Here is a 16255-nt window from a genome sequence, read left to right on the forward strand (position 1 = left end):
TTTTATTTTGCACATCACAGAGGCAAGAAAAAGATAAAATATAGAAGACTGGGGAACACCGATTTAGTAGGAGTGGAATCAGCTTTGGCCGCGGGCGATCGGCGGATCGTGGAAAAAATAAACGATAAAGGATTGCTGCGTGCGTTTGCATATGTCATGGATCACGGGATAAATTTTTTTAATACAGCCGATATCGATGATATTGGCTAGAGGCTCATCCGCCTATTTGCGCGGCATGCTAAAAAAGTTTGCAGAAGGAATGGCTGTATATGGTGCGAACAGGAAATATAGGACTCGTCAAAAAAATCAATAAACATATCGTATTAAAGCTGATTCGTGAAAAAAATAATATTTCACGGGCGGAGATCGCCAAAATCACCGGATTAAACAAGGCGACGGTATCAGCGTTAGTCGATGAATTAATTTCCGAACATTTTGTCAGTGAAAGCGGAATTGGCGTTTCCACCGGCGGCCGCCGGCCGCTCATGCTCCGCTTTAACGAAGCGGCTGGCTCATTAATTGGCATAGAGTTAGGGGTCAACTACATTTATGCTGTGTTAACTGACTTAAACGCTGAGATTATTTGGGAAAAGATATGCCATTTCCGCGCCAATGAAAAGCAGGAAGCAATCATTGAAAAAATGATCGTGATGATTCACGAAGCCATTCGCCATGCACCAACGACTCCGTATGGAATAATGGGCATCGGCATTGGCGTGCCGGGGATTGTGAATACAGAGGAAGGACTTGTCATATTTGCCCCAAACCTTCATTGGGATCATGTTGCTCTTGCTTCCATTCTTCAAAAGCAATGGCCAAATTATCCGATTATTATCGAAAACGAAGCAAAGCTGGCGGCGCTTGGCGAGAAATGGTTTGGCGCCGGCAAAGAGTTTGCGAATTTTGTATATATCAGCGCCGGAATCGGGATCGGTGCCGGAGTCATCATTCACAACCAGCTATACCGCGGGATTGATGGCATTGCCGGCGAAATCGGCCATCATGTCATTGACATTCACGGCGTTCGCTGCAACTGCGGCAATAACGGATGCTGGGAGATGTACGCGTCAGAAAAGTATATTCAGCGCCGGCTCGAGCAAGAACATCATCATTCCATGCTAGAAGACTTTTCCGTAGAAAAAGTGCGCGCATTGGCTGAACGCGGCGACAAGCAAATGGCGCAAATATTGGCGGAGGTCGGCCGCTACCTGGGGATAGGCATTTTACATATCATTTATGCGTATAACCCGGAAGCCGTCATCATTGGCAGTACGATTGGCAAGGCGGGCAAATGGGTGCTGGAGCCGGCACGGGACGAAGTCGAAAAAAGGATATTGGTTAAAAATAGTAACGATCCGTTCATTATTCCATCGCAGTTATTGGAAAAAAGCTGTGCGATCGGCGCCGTGGCTTCCGTATTAGAAAAAGTAGTGATGCCTTCGGAGTTAGAAGTCATTTCCTAGCAGTCTAAACCAGGTGCCCTAAAAGTTTTTTGGGGCACCTTATTTTTGTATCATAAATTCTTCACTTTGGCAGAAAGTAAAGAGGTGCCTGCTGTTTTTTTATATGACAACGAGAAAAAAAGATAGATGAAAGCAATTTATGGCTTCCATCTATCCTTTCTAACGATCATTAAGCTTTTTTCTTGATTTTCCCTGTCCACGTTTTAAAACCGCCTTTTAAATGGTACAAATCACGGTAGCCTTTGCGGTACAACATTTGCGCGGCGCGGCCGCTGCGCAACCCGTTTTGGCAATATAAGTAAATTGGCTGATCTTTTCGCAGCTCTTTCATGCGCATGCGCAGTTGGGTCAAAGGAATATTGCGCGCCCCTAAAATATGTCCAGCCGCAAACTCATCCGGTTCGCGGACGTCAATTAATTGTGCTTTGCGATAACCGGCGCGGAATTCTTCTTCCGTCAACGCTTTCACTATTTTTCGCTGCATCAAGTAGGTGTAGACCGAATAAATGACAATCGCGCCGAGAATGATCAATAGTACTTTCACAAGCCAGTCCTCCTTTTTGTACATTCGCTAACATCTATTATATAAAGGTTGCTATTTGGAAGCAAAGCATTTTCATAGCAACGCCATGAAAGGAAAGAGGAACTTTTTTCACGATATAGTGTTTTTCTTTCCATGTTCCGTTTTGTTTGCTAAACTAGTAAACGCGAACTTAAAAAAAGAAGGGTTGAAAGATGGCAAAAGAAGTATGGCGCTTTATTGATTCGGGCTATTGTTCCCCATCGTTTAATATGGCGCTTGATGAAGCGCTGCTCGATTGGCATAGCGAAGGAAAAATTCCGCCGACAATTCGTTTTTACGGCTGGAATCCGCCGACGCTATCGATCGGTTACTTTCAAAAAGTCGAAAAGGAAATTGATTTAGAAGCGGTAAAACGCCATGGCCTCGGATTTGTGAGACGGCCGACAGGAGGACGCGGCGTTCTCCATGATAAAGAGCTGACGTACAGCGTGATTGTTTCCGAGGAGCATCCAGATATGCCAAAAACGGTAACCGAGGCGTATCGGGTGATTTCGCAAGGAATTTTAGAAGGATTTCGTTTTCTCGGCTTAAATGCCTATTTTGCCGTGCCAAGAACGGAAGAGGAAAAAGCCGATTTAAGAAGCCCAAGATCCGCCGTCTGTTTTGATGCGCCGTCATGGTACGAGCTCGTCGTCGAAGGCCGCAAAATTGCCGGCAGCGCACAGACTCGGCAAAAAGGGGTTATTTTGCAGCACGGCTCGATTTTGCTTGACTTAGATGAAGATTTGCTTTTCAGTTTGTTTAAATATCCAAACGAACGGGTAAAAGAGCGCCTGCAGCGAAATTTTAAAAACAAGGCGGTGGCGATTAACGAATTGACCGACCGCAAGATTACGATCGAAGAAGCGAAAGAAGCGTTTTATAAAGGATTTGAGAAAGGGCTCAATATCGTGCTGGAACCGTATACGTTATCGCCGGAAGAGCTCGAATATGTTCATAAGTTGGCGCGTACGAAATATGAAAGCGATGAATGGAATTTCAAACGCTGATTGGCAACATGGAAAATCATTCATTTATCGGCAAAAAAGGCGGGATTTTTCCGTTTCTCTCCCTTTTTCGCCGTTTTCTATTGTTTTTTTTATTTGACAAAATGAAAAACAGTTGACCTAAACACAATATATAGTATGTTTTTTAGTAAAAACCATACTATATATTGTTTTTTTATGGTTAATATGGTAAGGTAGAAAGGACAGAACATGCAGGCAGAAAAGCGATGAAGAAATAGAAAGAAGAGGAGAGATTGAAGAATGACGGTCGCGTCTTCAGAAAAAATGAAAATTGATATCGAAAAGCTGAACGAGGATATTCGCCTTTTTCCACAAGTGCATCCGATTACGGAGGACATGAAAATTACGCATAAAGGTGTTTCTCGTTTAGTGATGTTGGATCGCTACTCATTTAAAGATACGGAAAAATTAACGCTGGGAGTCGGCGATTTTGTCGTATTGACGATTAAAGAAGATCCGAAATTTCCGGCTCGCGGCTTGGGGTTTATCGTCGATATCGATTGGGAAACGAAAAAAGCGAAAGTGCTCGTTGAGGAAGAATATCGGCACGTGCTTGAAGGAGAAGAAGCAGAGACGGGAATCGTCGTCCGCTCGCTTGATGTGATCGACAAACCGCTCGAAATCTTTTATGAACAAATTGCCAAACGCAATGCGACAGGTTTGGCAGCGGTGGAAAAAACGGAGGAAAAACGGAAAGAGTGGTTTGAAAAGTTTTATCAAGAACTTGTCAGCTTAAACTTTGTGCCGGCGGGACGCGTATTGTACGGCGCTGGGTCTGGCAAAGAGGTAACGTATTTTAACTGCTATGTCATGCCGTTTATAAAAGATTCGCGTGAAGGGATTTCCGAGCATCGCAAACAAGTGATGGAGATTATGAGCCGCGGCGGCGGCGTCGGCACGAACGGTTCGACATTGCGTCCGCGCAACACGCTGGCGCGCGGGGTAAACGGCAAATCGTCCGGGTCGGTCTCCTGGCTTGATGATATTGCGAAATTGACCCACCTGGTTGAACAAGGTGGCTCCCGTTAAACACGCGCCAAACGGCGGGAGTAAAATCTCGCGAATTGCTGGAACCCCCTAAAGCCAACTTGACCACAACGTAGCCGGCGACGGCAGGCGTGATGGTTTAAAAACAAGTTGGATGTAACAATGGGCAACCAGCAGCCAAGCATCTCTGGAAACGGAGATGAAGGTTCAACGACTATTGAAACTTCCTACAGCTCCCCATACAATGAATATAATTATAAAAATGTTTGGAGTGTGGGAGCCATGGAAGGAGTAAATCGTAACACTCGGCAACGAGGTTACGAGGCGCGAGACAAAGAAGAGATGTTGAGAAAAGCAAAATATCTCCATGAAAAAGGATATAGCCAAGTTAAAATAGCTAGAATATTAGGTATAAATAGAGGAACTTTAAGAAGATGGAATGAAGAAATGAAAATGTTTGAAATAAGGAAACCTGGAGAAGCAGGTAAATTAGCGAACAAAAAATATAATTATAATGAAAATTACTTCTCTGATATAAAAGCGCCAAATCAAGCGTATTTAGTTGGCTATATCTTAGGTGATGGAACAATATTTGATCGTAAAAAATCAAAGCGTCTTATCTTAACTTTAGCAGAAGAAAATAAACAATTACTTTATGATATAGCAAAAGAATTAAACATGAAAGAACTGGATCAAGACAATTAATTAGAAGGAATCTTGAAATTTTTGAAATCTAAAGGTATTACACAAAATGTTAATTCATTAACTGAAAAAGAAGGATGCTTTGATCTTCCGAGTATCAAAGATGTAAAAAAATTGTTCCATCACCTTTATCAACATGGAGATATAAAATTGAATCGTAAGTATGAAACATTCTCTTCTTTGATGATATAGTCTGACCTCCGCTCGAAAGACGGAGAGCTAGGCAGAAATGACCTAGCCCACTCGGTAACGAGTGAGTAACAAATAGCGTGGCGCGCAGATGATCATGCTTGCTGACTGGCATCCGGACATTATCGAATTTATCGTATCGAAAATGCAAAACCCGCGCATTTTGCGCTACTTGATTGAAAATATGGAAGACGAAGGCATTAAAAAAGCGGCACAAGACAAATTGAAATTCACGCCGCTTACCGAGCGGGAACGCGCGATGTACCAGGCCATCGTTAACTACAAAAACGTTCCGGGTTACGGCGGCTTCAGTGAAGAAATTATTAAAGAAGCCGAAGAAAAATTACGGACAGGCGGGACATACACGGTACATAACCCGGACTTTTTAACGGGCGCCAACATTTCCGTCTGCCTGACGAAAGAGTTTATGGAAGCCGTCGAAAAAGATGAAGAGTACGAACTGCGCTTCCCGGATGTTGAAACGTATTCGGAAGAAGAAATGCGGATTTACAATGAAAAATGGCACGAAGTCGGCGATGTGCGTGAATGGGAGAAAATGGGATACCGCGTGCGCGTGTACCGCAAAATTCGCGCCCGCGAGCTTTGGAAGCTGATTAATATTTGCGCAACGTACTCCGCGGAACCAGGCATTTTCTTTATCGATAACGCCAACGAAATGACAAACGCCCGTGCGTACGGTCAAAAAGTGGTTGCGACCAACCCGTGTGGTGAACAACCTCTCGCACCATATTCCGTCTGCAACCTGGCCGCCATTAACTTAGCGAATATGGTCGATAAAGAAAAGAAAGTCGTCGACTATGAAAAATTAAAACGCACCGTCGAAATCGGCGTAAGAATGCAGGACAACGTCATTGACGCAACACCGTATTTCCTAGAAGAAAACAAAAAACAAGCGCTCGGGGAGCGCCGCATCGGCCTTGGCGTCATGGGATTGGCTGATTTGCTTATTTATTGCGAAAAAGAATACGGTTCCGAAGAAGGGAATAAACTGGTCGATGAATTGTTCAAAACGATTGCGACGACTGCTTACCGCGCGTCGATTGAACTGGCCAAAGAAAAAGGCAGTTTCCCGTTCCTTGTCGGGGAAACGGAAGAGGAAACGCAAAAACTGCGGGAAGCGTTTATTAACACCGGCTATATGAAACGGATGCCGGAAGATATTCGTCAAGACATTTTAAAATACGGCATTCGCAATTCGCATTTGCTGACTGTGGCACCGACAGGGTCCACTGGGACGATGGTCGGGGTTTCTACAGGACTTGAACCATATTTTTCCTTTTCTTACTACCGGAGCGGCCGCCTCGGCAAGTTTATTGAGGTGAAAGCCGATATCGTTCAAGAATATTTAGACAAGCATCCAGAAGCGGATCCGAACAACTTGCCGCACTGGTTTGTGACCGCGATGGACCTATCGCCGGAAGCGCATGCCGATGTGCAATGCATCATTCAGCGTTGGGTCGACTCGAGTCTATCGAAAACGGTGAATGCGCCGAAAGGATATACCGTTGAGCAAGTGCAAAAGGTATACGAACGTTTATGGCGCGGCGGCGCAAAAGGCGGCACGGTCTATGTGGACGGAAGCCGTGATGCGCAAGTATTGACGCTGAAAGCAGAAGAAAATACGCTCGAAGAGCAGCTCGAACTGCTTCCGGAAGAGGGAGAGGATAAAGAAACAAAACGCGCCGTTGTTCTCGTCGATACGATTCAAGACTTACGCGCGACTGATGTAACGATCGGCTCTGAAGTCGGCAACATTTGTCCCGTTTGCCGCGAGGGTACGGTCGAAGAAATCGGCGGCTGCAACACGTGCACGAGCTGCGGTGCGCAGCTAAAATGCGGGCTGTAAGCAAAATTAAGTAGAGAAAGCTGGCTTCAACCATGAGGCCGGCTTTTTTCATTCATGAAAGCATGGAAAAGAAAATATAGTAATATAAGGCGTAATTACTGACTAAGGGGGATAACAATGCTGATCCATGTTGTGCAGCGAGGGGAAACGCTTTGGGCGATTGCCCAACGCTACAGGGTGCCGCTTGACCAGGTCGTCGCGGCCAATGGGCTGAAAGATGCTAACCGTCTCGCGGTCGGTCAGGCGCTCGTCATTCCGGTTCCGTATCGCTATCATACCGTTCGTCCGAGAGAAACATTATGGGCTATCGCCAGACGGTACGGCGTTTCGTTGGATGCGATTGTTCAGGCCAACCGAATCAGCAACCCTTCCGTCCTTTATCCAGGAACGGTTCTTTTTATTCCGCCTAGGACCCATACGGTGCAGCGGGGGGAAACGTTGTCGCAAATCGCCGCGCGATATGGGACGACCGTGCAAGACATCCTGCGAGTCAATCGGATTGCTGATCCGAATGTGATTTTCCCTGGCATGGTATTAACGATTCCTCATTCTAAGCCGATCATTGAAGTGAATGCGTTTACGATTGATCCAGGGGAAAAAGGAGCGCAGCAAGTTCGGGAAGTAGGCCGCCATTTAACGTACGCATCTGCGTTTGCGTACACGATCAGAGTAGATGGCGGACTCGATCCGTTCAATGATTCGGCCATCATTCAGGCAGCAACGGCAGAAAGGGTCGTTCCGATGATGGCGATCACCAATTTTACGTATAAAGATCCGGGGTCAAGATTGGCTCAGACGGTCCTTTCCAATACACAGTTGCAAAACCGGCTGCTTGACAATGTTGTCCGTACGATGCGGGAAAAAGGATATCGCGGGTTGAACATTGATTTTGAAAATGTCTATCCGTCTGATCGTGAGCGGTATAATCAATTTTTGCAGCGCGCTGTGGAGCGGCTTCATCGGGAAGGATACTTTGTTTCGACTTCTCTCGCCCCAAAAACAAGCGGGGAGCAAAAAGGACTGTTATATGAGGCTCATGACTACCCGGCACATGGGAGAATTGTCGACTTTGTCGTGCTGATGACGTATGAATGGGGATACCGGCTCGGGCCGCCGCAGGCGATTTCCCCGATTCATCAAATTAGAAGAGTGCTCGATTACGCGGTCAGCGTGATACCAAGAAACAAAATTTTTATGGGGTTTCAAATTTACGCGCGCGACTGGGTGCTTCCGCATGTACAAGGGCAAGAGGCGGAGACGTTCAGTCCGCAGGAAGCAGTAGAACGCGCCATTCGTTATGGAGCAACGATTCAATACGACCCAATCGCCGCATCGCCGTTTTACCGCTATGTCGACAGCCAAGGGCGGGCGCATGAAGTTTGGTTTGAGGATGCCCGCAGCGCCCAGGCGAAATTTGATTTGGCGAAAGAATATCAGCTAAGGGGAATTAGCTATTGGGTGCTTGGTTATTCTTTCCCGGAAAATTGGGTATTACTAGAAGATAATTTTCGCGTTCGTAAGTTATGATAAATGGTTTTTTCAGGCGAGGTGCGTGTAAGCGGGCTACTCCGGCAGCACGCTCTTTTTTTGTTTGAAATATTCCGTTTTCCTTTTTTGACTGTGAAGGATGGACGATGGAAGAAATGCTCGAGGCAACCTATGATATTTATTCCAGAAGATACCGCTATATGCGTCTTTCATACACATGTGGCCAATCAAATTCTAGACGATGCGAAACATATGTTGCTGGAGCGGATTAAGGGGATCGGTCAAACGAGAGACATCTTTCATTTATATAACAACATGTGGGATGTAAAATTGCATCTTGACTACTTTGTTGACGGCGAGGAATACAACAAAATCATAGGGGAAACAGATGGACACGCCCGCTGGTTTCGCTGGGAGCTTGATTGTGGCTGATTATATGGGAATTTTCACCTATGAATAGTTTTCAAGCAAGTACATGGAACAAGCGCATTGCTCTGTGTGAAGGGCGGGGAAAGAGAAGAAGGAAAAATTCTCCTGCTTATGATTCGCCAATCGGCAAGATAACAGTGATCGCCGTTCTCCTTTGTTGTTTACATTTCTATGGCACATGATGCATGAGCTCTAATCCACTTCCGCCTGAACGGTCCGCTTTATAGAATCGTTTAAACGTGCGCATTGTGAAAGATGAACAAAGGTTTTGCTATATAGTTGCAAGGCGACATCAATACGATATTTTTCCATTTTCCGTTCATACTAAAGGTGGGTGAGTATGAATGGAAATGAGGTGAACGGATGAAACCTTTTGTTCCGCAGCTTGTTTATTTTGAGCCGGAAGCGCTTTCATATCCACTTGGAAAAGAATTGAAAGAGAAATTTGAAAACATGAACATTGAAATTCGCGAAACGACGTCACACAATCAAGTGCGTGGCATTCCAGGAGAAAATGAATTGCAGCGCTATCGGAACGCAAAATCCACGCTTGTCGTGGGGGTGAGGCGGACGCTGAAATTTGATACATCAAAGCCATCAGCGGAATATGCGATTCCACTGGCAACTGGCTGTATGGGCCATTGTCATTATTGTTATTTGCAAACGACTTTAGGAAGCAAACCGTACATTCGTGTCTATGTCAACTTGGACGATATTTTTGCGCAAGCAGAAAGGTATATTAACGAACGAGCCCCGCAAATTACCCGATTTGAGGCAGCTTGTACGTCCGATATTGTCGGTATTGACCATCTGACCCACTCGCTTAAAAAAGCAATTGAATTTATTGGCGCGACCGAATATGGACGCTTGCGTTTTGTCACGAAATATGAGCATGTGGATCATTTACTTGATGCGAAACATAACGGAAAAACTCGCTTTCGCTTCAGCGTCAACTCCCGCTATGTCATTAAAAACTTCGAACCGGGCACGTCATCGTTCGAGGCGAGGATCGAAGCGGCGCGCAAAGTGGCGAACGCGGGATATAAACTTGGATTTGTCATTGCGCCGATTTATATGCACGAAGGCTGGGAAGAAGGGTATTTGGAGCTGTTTAAACGTTTGTCCGAACAGCTCCAAGGCGTTGATTTGTCTGACTTGACGTTTGAATTGATTCAACATCGTTTTACGAAGCCGGCTAAGGCGGTGATCCAAAGACGTTATCCAAAAACCAAGCTCGATCTTGATGAAAGCAAACGCAAGTATAAATGGGGGAGGTACGGAATCGGCAAATACGTGTACCCGGATGATGATGCCCAGCGGCTGGAGATGACAATGCGCCGCTATATCGCCGAATTTTTCCCGGAAGCAGCGGTGCAATATTTTACGTAATCCTTGTCATTTTGCTCCTCCATGATATAATAATACTGATTGCTATTTTTTTCTTACAATGGTTTACGGGAGGGGACAGAAATTGCCGACACCAAGCATGGAAGATTATATTGAACAAATATATATTTTAATTGAAGAAAAAGGATATGCCCGCGTATCTGATATCGCAGAGGCATTGTCCGTACATCCCTCCTCGGTGACAAAAATGGTGCAAAAATTGGACAAGGATGAATATTTGGTTTATGAAAAATACCGCGGTTTAGTGTTGACGTCGAAAGGTAAGAAAATCGGCAAGCGGCTTGTATATCGCCACGAACTGCTCGAACAGTTTCTGCGCATTATCGGCGTGGATGAGGAAAATATTTATCGCGATGTCGAGGGAATTGAACATCACTTAAGCTGGAATGCAATCGACCGCATCGGCGATTTAGTGCAATATTTTCAGGAAGATCCCAACCGCATTGAGACGCTTCGAAACATTCAAAAACGTAATGAACAGGCAGAAGAGTAAGAGAGAATCTTGCTCTTTTTTTATTGCTGTACTAAATCGAGGTTCTCTCTCTTACATATATACAAACGGCAAGTAAGGGGGAGACAAGGTTGGACATTGACATCGTATTTTCCGGAGGTGGAATAAAAGGATTTGCGTTCCTTGGCGCTTATGAAGCGATTGAAGCCAAAGGACTGCGATGGAGACGGCTTGCTGGGACGAGCGCGGGGGCGCTCATTGCCACGTTGATCGCCGCGGGTTACACAAGCAAGGAAATGATTGACTTGTTGGATGGATTGGAACTGCAGTATTTTTTGGATGAGCGGAAATGTCTTTTGCCATTTCCTGTATGGAGATGGGTGCGAATTTATTGGCGAATGGGATTGTATAAAGGAGAAGCATTGGAGCAATGGTTGGAAGGGGTATTAGCGACACGGGGCATAAAAACGTTTGCTGATTTGCCAAAAGAAAGTTTATATCTTGTTGCATCGGATGTAACAAATGGACGAATGCTAATTTTGCCGGATGATTTGCCGCAATACGGGATGGATCCGTCATCGTTTTCTGTCGCAAAGGCGGTGCGGATGAGCATTAGCATTCCGTACTTTTTCGAACCGGTCAAACTGCAGACGAAGAAAGGAAAATATATTATCGTCGACGGAGGAGTGCTTAGCAACTTCCCTCTATTTTTATTCGATGAAGAAAAAAAGGTAAAAAAACGGCCTGTCCTTGGCATACAGTTAAGCGCAAAGCTGGCGGAAAAGCCAAAGCGGGAAATTAACAATGCGATTGATTTATATGAAGCGCTGTTTGTCGCCATGAAAGAAGCTCATGATGCCCGTTACATCTCACGGCGCCATGAAAAAAATATTGTCTTTCTCCCCGTCGAAAACGTTTTATCCACGGAATTTTCCGTCACCCCTGATACGAGAGACCGCTTAATTCAATATGGAAGAGAAAGAACGGAACAATTTTTAAAAACATGGCCATAATGAAACAGGAGGCGAGCACGACGGCTTCACCCGGCATCGTGTTGCTGTATTTGTTCTATGCCGCAGAAAACAAAGGCGAAAATAAAAAAGAATCAAGCTAGAAAGACGCTCGATTCTTTTTTTTGCCTTTTTTTCCGTCGATGACCGTTAAATGGGTCGTTGTCGCCCGTTTTCTCGGCGGCCGTTTCATTTTTAAATGTGCATGGTTTGTTTTTTGCTTTCTCACCGCTTGGGGATGGAGTTTTTTCGATTGACGTACCGCTTTTAAATAGGCAAGATGGTCTTTGTTTGTACGGCGTTTATAGATAAAGTGATAGAAAACGGATATTGCCGCGATGACAAGCATGACGAACACGATTTTGCGAAATAGAGCAGTTGGATGTGCGAAAAGCGTGTATAGGATGCCGAACACTCCGAGAAAAAGGGTAATCCCGACAAGCGGATGAATGGTACCGCGCCGCAATGAGTCCACCCCCTTACATGTTACTGGACAGCTTTTGTTTCCATTTCGATGTTTTCTTCTAAGCGGAGCAGCTCTTGGAAGGAAGCAATTGCCACTTCCACTTGGTCATCGGTCGGCTCTTTGGTAGTCAAAAGCTGCAGCCATAACCCCGGATAGCCGAGCCAGCGTAAAACGGGGATATCCCTCAATTTATTTGTAAACTGTAACACCTCAAATGAAACACCAAGCACGACCGGAATGAGGGCGATCCGGTTAACGACTCTTAGCCAAAGCGGATCTGTCGGCACAAACATATAGACAAAGATGCCGACGATGACGGTGAATAGAATAAAGCTGCTGCCGCAACGGTAGTGAAGCCGTGATGAACGCTGAACATTTTCCACCGTAAGCGGCAGTCCCGCTTCATAGGCGTTGATGACTTTATGTTCTGCGCCATGATATTGGAAAACGCGTTTAATAAGCGGCGTCATCGAAATAAAGTAAATGTACGCGAGAAGCAAAGCGAGCTTAAATGCTCCCTCGATTAAAATTTGTGCCATTTTCCCCGGAAACAGCGGCTTAAAGCATGCTGCTAAAAAGACGGGAACGAGCGTAAAAATCGTTTTGGCAAATAGAAAGGACAACACGCCGACGACCGTCACACCAAGAACGAGAGAAAGTTTGGACGAATCCGCTTTCGCTGTTTGCAATGCTTCCTCTTCACCTGGATCGAGATCATAGCGTTCGCCAGCAAACTGCAAATGTTTTGCCCCATTTGCGCTCGCTTCAATAATCGCGACGATGCCACGAACAAACGGAATTTTTTTGAGAAACGCGAGCGTCGGATTTGCCTGGCGCGGCAAACGAAAGTATTCAATGGTATGATCTTTGCGGCGAACGGCAGTGACAGAATGGGTTTTTCCAGCAAACATGACCCCTTCGATTACTGCTTGACCGCCGTACATTGGTTTTGCGGTTTTTTCCATTGCTGACACCAACCTATTCTTTATCTTTATTATTTTATTCTACAAAAAACGTCTAGAAACCTCTAGGTTGATGTTATTATTATCATTTCCAAAAATTTCAACGTTTACACCTGCGGCTGTTGAACTTTTTTGCCGCTTTATTCATGACTTTGCAAATAACCGGTCATACTACGTACAAGGAGGTGCAAAACAAAATGGCGGAAAATCAAGAGCAGCTCGAACAAAATAAGAAAGAACAGCCGATGTCTCTTTTGTTGAAAACAGTCATTACAGGATTTGTTGGCGGTGTGTTTTGGAGCTTAATTGGATATTTAGCGTATTTTTTCCATTTCAGCGAAATAAGCCCGAATATGATTTTGATCCCATGGGTTGCCGGTGATTGGAAATATGGAAAGCTTGGCAATTATATCGCCATTTTGCTCATTGGATTATTATCCATATTAGTCGCCCTCATTTATTATGCTGCACTAAGGCGAATAAAAGGAATGTGGGCGGGCATATTGTATGGCGTTGCCTGGTGGCTGCTTGTATTTTACGTATTGAATCCTCTCTTCCCTAATTTAGAAACTGTTTCCCATTTACAGCGGAATACCATCATTACGACGCTTTGCTTGTACATTTTATATGGCGTTTTCATCGGGTACTCGATTTCATTTGAAACGGAGGAAATGAATCGGCAAATGCAATCAACATCAACACCATCAACAACATCAAATAAGTAGTGGGAAGCGCCGGCTTTATGGTAAAATAAAGAATGTTTCAATATTTCTTTCGCTGGGTTAAAGGAGTTAAGAATATGGTGCATCTTCTTCTCATTAACGGTCCGAACTTGAATCTTTTCGGCAAGCGGGAGCCGCATATTTACGGAAGCACAACGTTTCATGAGCTTGAGCAAGAACTGATGTCGTTTGCAGGCGAACAAGGAGCGGAACTGACTTGTTTTCAAAGCAATCATGAAGGCGCGATTATGACCGAATTCATGAGGTGAAAGGAAAATACGACGGCATCGTTTTAAATGCCGGCGCGCTTACGCATTTATAGTTATGCGATTCGCGACGCGATTGCCAGTGTCAGTATCCCAGTGGTGGAAGTACATATTTCCAATATTCATGCGCGCGAGCCCTTTCGCCATCAGTCTGTAATTGCTCCGGTTGTTGCCGGATAAATTGTCGGTTTTGGATTAATGGGCTATCGGCTAACCATTTTAGCATTATTACAAATACAGGGAAGAGGAGATTGAAAGATGGAAAAACTTGAAAAATTACGCGCATTGTTTGACGAACATGATATTGACGGCCTGCTTGTCACCAATCCGTACAACCGCCGCTATATTACCGGTTTTACGGGAACGGCCGGCGTCGCGGTTATTAGCCGGGACAAAGCTGTGTTTATTACCGATTTCCGCTATGTCGAGCAAGCATCCCAGCAAGTGAAAGGCTTTGAAATTGTCCAACATACCGGCCCGATTGTCGACGAGGCTGCGAAGCAAGTCGCCCGCCTTGGCATTCAAAAGCTCGGCTTCGAGCAGGAAGATGTTTCGTATGCGACGTTTAAGGCGTATGAAAGCGCCGTAAAGGCGGAACTCGTCCCAACTTCGCATGTCATTGAAAAGTTGCGCTTGATTAAGTCGGAATCAGAGATTAAGATATTAAAGGAAGCAGCGGAAATTGCCGATGCGGCATTTGAACACATTCTTTCCTTTATTCGTCCAGGTGTAAAAGAAATTGACGTGGCGAATGAGCTGGAATTTTTTATGCGTAAACAGGGTGCGACTTCCTCTTCGTTTGATATCATTGTCGCATCTGGCTACCGCTCTGCATTGCCGCACGGAGTGGCGACGGAGAAATCCATCGAAAAAGGCGAACTCGTCACCTTGGATTTTGGCGCCTATTACAAAGGATATTGTTCCGACATTACAAGAACGATTGCCGTCGGTGCCATTAGCGAGGAGCTAAAAACGATTTATGACATTGTGCTTCAAGCGCAATTGCGCGGCATGGAAGGAATCAAGCCGGGAATGACCGGAAAAGAAGCGGATGCGCTGACGCGCGATTACATTAGCGAAAAAGGCTATGGCGAATATTTCGGACATTCCACCGGCCATGGAATCGGCCTTGAGATTCACGAGGGACCGGCGTTATCCGTCCGTTCCGATGTCGTGCTGGCGCCGGGCATGGTAGTCACCGTGGAGCCGGGGATTTATATCCCAGGACTTGGCGGCGTGCGCATTGAAGACGATACGGTTGTCACGGAAAACGGCAATGAATCGCTGACTCATTCGCCAAAAGAACTGATCGTTTTATAAATTTATCGTGTGGGAGGATTTTAACGGATGATTTCAGTGAACGATTTTCGTACAGGATTAACGATTGAAGTAGATGGCGACATTTGGCGCGTCATCGAATTCCAGCACGTCAAACCAGGGAAAGGGGCAGCGTTCGTCCGCTCGAAGCTTCGCAACCTTCGCACAGGTGCGATTCAAGAAAAAACGTTCCGCGCCGGCGAAAAAGTAAACCGCGCCCAAATCGATACGCGCAAAATGCAGTATTTATATGCCAACGGCGATCAGCACGTATTTATGGATATGGAAACATATGAGCAAATCGAACTTTCGGCGAAACAAATCGAACATGAATTGAAATTTTTAAAAGAAAACATGGAAGTTTACATCATGATGTACCAAGGCGAAACGATTGGGATAGAACTTCCGAACACCGTCGAATTAAAAGTAGTAGAAACAGAACCGGGCATTAAAGGCGATACCGCTTCTGGCGGATCGAAGCCAGCGAAGCTGGAAACCGGTCTTGTTGTACAAGTTCCGTTCTTTGTCAACGAAGGCGATACGCTTATTATCAATACGTCAGACGGCACATACGTGTCCCGTGCGTAACGTTGTTTGCCCCTTGCGCTTGACGCAAGGGGCTTTTTTGCTGCGATGAAGCCTTTTTCAGCTAAGGTTTTTCTGAACCTTTTTTCTTTTCGTATAAAAATGATGTACTGATGAGCATGATGCCAATCAAGGCATAACTAATCGATGCCGGTGTATCTCCCGATAGCAAAAAAACATGGAACAGACCAAGAATTCCGAGAACCGCAAATATACATCCAACCCAAAATGTCATTTTCCCGAACGTAGAGAGTTTTCTCATGATTTTCCCCCTTTACAATCTGCCTCTATTTCCATTATGAAACTATTTCCGCAAACATGGCCATATATTTCCTCTTAAGGGTTCTTTGTCAC

At 45.2% G+C, this 16255-nt stretch carries 14 protein-coding genes and 4 pseudogenes; 14 read left to right on the forward strand and 4 right to left on the reverse strand.

What is annotated here, in order from left to right:
* Positions 1–269 precede the first annotated feature (269 nt).
* Complete coding sequence (locus tag HT574_RS13535) at positions 270–1463, forward strand: ROK family transcriptional regulator (protein ID WP_175245013.1); 1194 nt, start codon at positions 270–272, stop codon at positions 1461–1463.
* Positions 1464–1632: 169 nt separating this feature from the next.
* On the opposite strand, the gene HT574_RS13540 is transcribed toward HT574_RS13535, so the two are convergent.
* Positions 1633–2007: a rhodanese-like domain-containing protein gene (locus HT574_RS13540; RefSeq protein ID WP_175245014.1), complete on the reverse strand. Its 375-nt coding sequence runs from the start codon at positions 2005–2007 to the stop codon at positions 1633–1635.
* A 191-nt stretch (positions 2008–2198) separates the two neighbouring features.
* Between HT574_RS13540 and HT574_RS13545 the strand changes: the two genes are divergently transcribed.
* The 9 genes and pseudogenes from HT574_RS13545 to HT574_RS13585 all read left to right on the forward strand — a co-directional run bounded on the left by HT574_RS13545 (position 2199) and on the right by HT574_RS13585 (position 11586).
* Positions 2199–3035, forward strand: coding sequence for a lipoate--protein ligase family protein (locus HT574_RS13545; protein ID WP_017435182.1), 837 nt, complete (start codon positions 2199–2201; stop codon positions 3033–3035).
* 258 nt (positions 3036–3293) lie between these two features.
* Positions 3294–4079, forward strand: a pseudogene (locus tag HT574_RS13550) (ribonucleotide reductase N-terminal alpha domain-containing protein); the annotation flags it as partial.
* A gap of 123 nt (positions 4080–4202) precedes the next feature.
* Positions 4203–4745: a hypothetical protein gene (locus tag HT574_RS13555; RefSeq protein WP_175245015.1), complete on the forward strand. Its 543-nt coding sequence runs from the start codon at positions 4203–4205 to the stop codon at positions 4743–4745.
* Positions 4746–5010: 265 nt separating this feature from the next.
* Positions 5011–6798, forward strand: a pseudogene (locus HT574_RS13560) (vitamin B12-dependent ribonucleotide reductase); the annotation flags it as partial.
* A 117-nt stretch (positions 6799–6915) separates the two neighbouring features.
* Positions 6916–8325: a glycoside hydrolase family 18 protein gene (locus tag HT574_RS13565; RefSeq protein ID WP_175245017.1), complete on the forward strand. Its 1410-nt coding sequence runs from the start codon at positions 6916–6918 to the stop codon at positions 8323–8325.
* 141 nt (positions 8326–8466) lie between these two features.
* Positions 8467–8718 (forward strand): annotated as a pseudogene (locus HT574_RS13570) (DUF2332 family protein); the annotation flags it as partial.
* Positions 8719–9078: 360 nt separating this feature from the next.
* Positions 9079–10104: a spore photoproduct lyase gene (gene splB / locus HT574_RS13575; protein ID WP_017435189.1), complete on the forward strand. Its 1026-nt coding sequence runs from the start codon at positions 9079–9081 to the stop codon at positions 10102–10104.
* An 82-nt stretch (positions 10105–10186) separates the two neighbouring features.
* Complete coding sequence (mntR, locus tag HT574_RS13580) at positions 10187–10615, forward strand: transcriptional regulator MntR (RefSeq protein WP_175245018.1); 429 nt, start codon at positions 10187–10189, stop codon at positions 10613–10615.
* 89 nt (positions 10616–10704) lie between these two features.
* Entirely contained in the window at positions 10705–11586 is an 882-nt protein-coding gene (locus HT574_RS13585) for a patatin-like phospholipase family protein (RefSeq protein WP_175245019.1), read from the forward strand.
* A 97-nt stretch (positions 11587–11683) separates the two neighbouring features.
* Here the strand turns inward: HT574_RS13585 and HT574_RS13590 are convergent, their stop codons facing one another.
* Entirely contained in the window at positions 11684–12049 is a 366-nt protein-coding gene (locus HT574_RS13590) for an SA1362 family protein (protein WP_017435193.1), read from the reverse strand.
* Positions 12050–12069: 20 nt separating this feature from the next.
* On the reverse strand, positions 12070–13014 hold the full coding sequence (locus HT574_RS13595; protein WP_175245020.1) for a DUF1385 domain-containing protein: 945 nt from the start codon (positions 13012–13014) through the stop codon (positions 12070–12072).
* A gap of 194 nt (positions 13015–13208) precedes the next feature.
* Between HT574_RS13595 and HT574_RS13600 the strand changes: the two genes are divergently transcribed.
* The 4 genes and pseudogenes from HT574_RS13600 (at position 13209) to efp (ending at position 15904) form a co-directional block, all read left to right on the forward strand.
* Complete coding sequence (locus tag HT574_RS13600) at positions 13209–13736, forward strand: YqhR family membrane protein (RefSeq protein WP_175245021.1); 528 nt, start codon at positions 13209–13211, stop codon at positions 13734–13736.
* Positions 13737–13810: 74 nt separating this feature from the next.
* Positions 13811–14179 (forward strand): annotated as a pseudogene (locus HT574_RS13605) (type II 3-dehydroquinate dehydratase).
* Positions 14180–14257: 78 nt separating this feature from the next.
* Complete coding sequence (locus HT574_RS13610; RefSeq protein ID WP_175245022.1) at positions 14258–15319, forward strand: M24 family metallopeptidase; 1062 nt, start codon at positions 14258–14260, stop codon at positions 15317–15319.
* A 27-nt stretch (positions 15320–15346) separates the two neighbouring features.
* On the forward strand, positions 15347–15904 hold the full coding sequence (gene efp, locus HT574_RS13615) for an elongation factor P (RefSeq protein WP_175245023.1): 558 nt from the start codon (positions 15347–15349) through the stop codon (positions 15902–15904).
* A gap of 61 nt (positions 15905–15965) precedes the next feature.
* Here efp and HT574_RS13620 read toward each other — a convergent pair whose 3' ends face one another.
* Positions 15966–16163, reverse strand: coding sequence for a hypothetical protein (locus HT574_RS13620; RefSeq protein WP_175245024.1), 198 nt, complete (start codon positions 16161–16163; stop codon positions 15966–15968).
* Between the last annotated feature and the right edge of the window lie 92 nt (positions 16164–16255).

It is taken from the genome of Parageobacillus sp. VR-IP, assembly GCF_013357975.1.
GTDB classification, from domain to species: Bacteria; Bacillota; Bacilli; order Bacillales; family Anoxybacillaceae; genus Saccharococcus; species Saccharococcus caldoxylosilyticus.

Coding starts and splice junctions, on each gene's coding strand:
- HT574_RS13535 (WP_175245013.1), top strand. CDS start 270: ATGGTGCGAACAGGAAATATAGGACTCGTCAAAAAAATCAATAAACAT.
- HT574_RS13545 (WP_017435182.1), top strand. CDS start 2,199: ATGGCAAAAGAAGTATGGCGCTTTATTGATTCGGGCTATTGTTCCCCA.
- HT574_RS13555 (WP_175245015.1), top strand. CDS start 4,203: ATGGGCAACCAGCAGCCAAGCATCTCTGGAAACGGAGATGAAGGTTCA.
- HT574_RS13565 (WP_175245017.1), top strand. CDS start 6,916: ATGCTGATCCATGTTGTGCAGCGAGGGGAAACGCTTTGGGCGATTGCC.
- splB (WP_017435189.1), top strand. CDS start 9,079: ATGAAACCTTTTGTTCCGCAGCTTGTTTATTTTGAGCCGGAAGCGCTT.
- HT574_RS13595 (WP_175245020.1), bottom strand. CDS start 13,014: ATGGAAAAAACCGCAAAACCAATGTACGGCGGTCAAGCAGTAATCGAA.
- HT574_RS13600 (WP_175245021.1), top strand. CDS start 13,209: ATGGCGGAAAATCAAGAGCAGCTCGAACAAAATAAGAAAGAACAGCCG.
- HT574_RS13610 (WP_175245022.1), top strand. CDS start 14,258: ATGGAAAAACTTGAAAAATTACGCGCATTGTTTGACGAACATGATATT.
- efp (WP_175245023.1), top strand. CDS start 15,347: ATGATTTCAGTGAACGATTTTCGTACAGGATTAACGATTGAAGTAGAT.
- HT574_RS13620 (WP_175245024.1), bottom strand. CDS start 16,163: ATGAGAAAACTCTCTACGTTCGGGAAAATGACATTTTGGGTTGGATGT.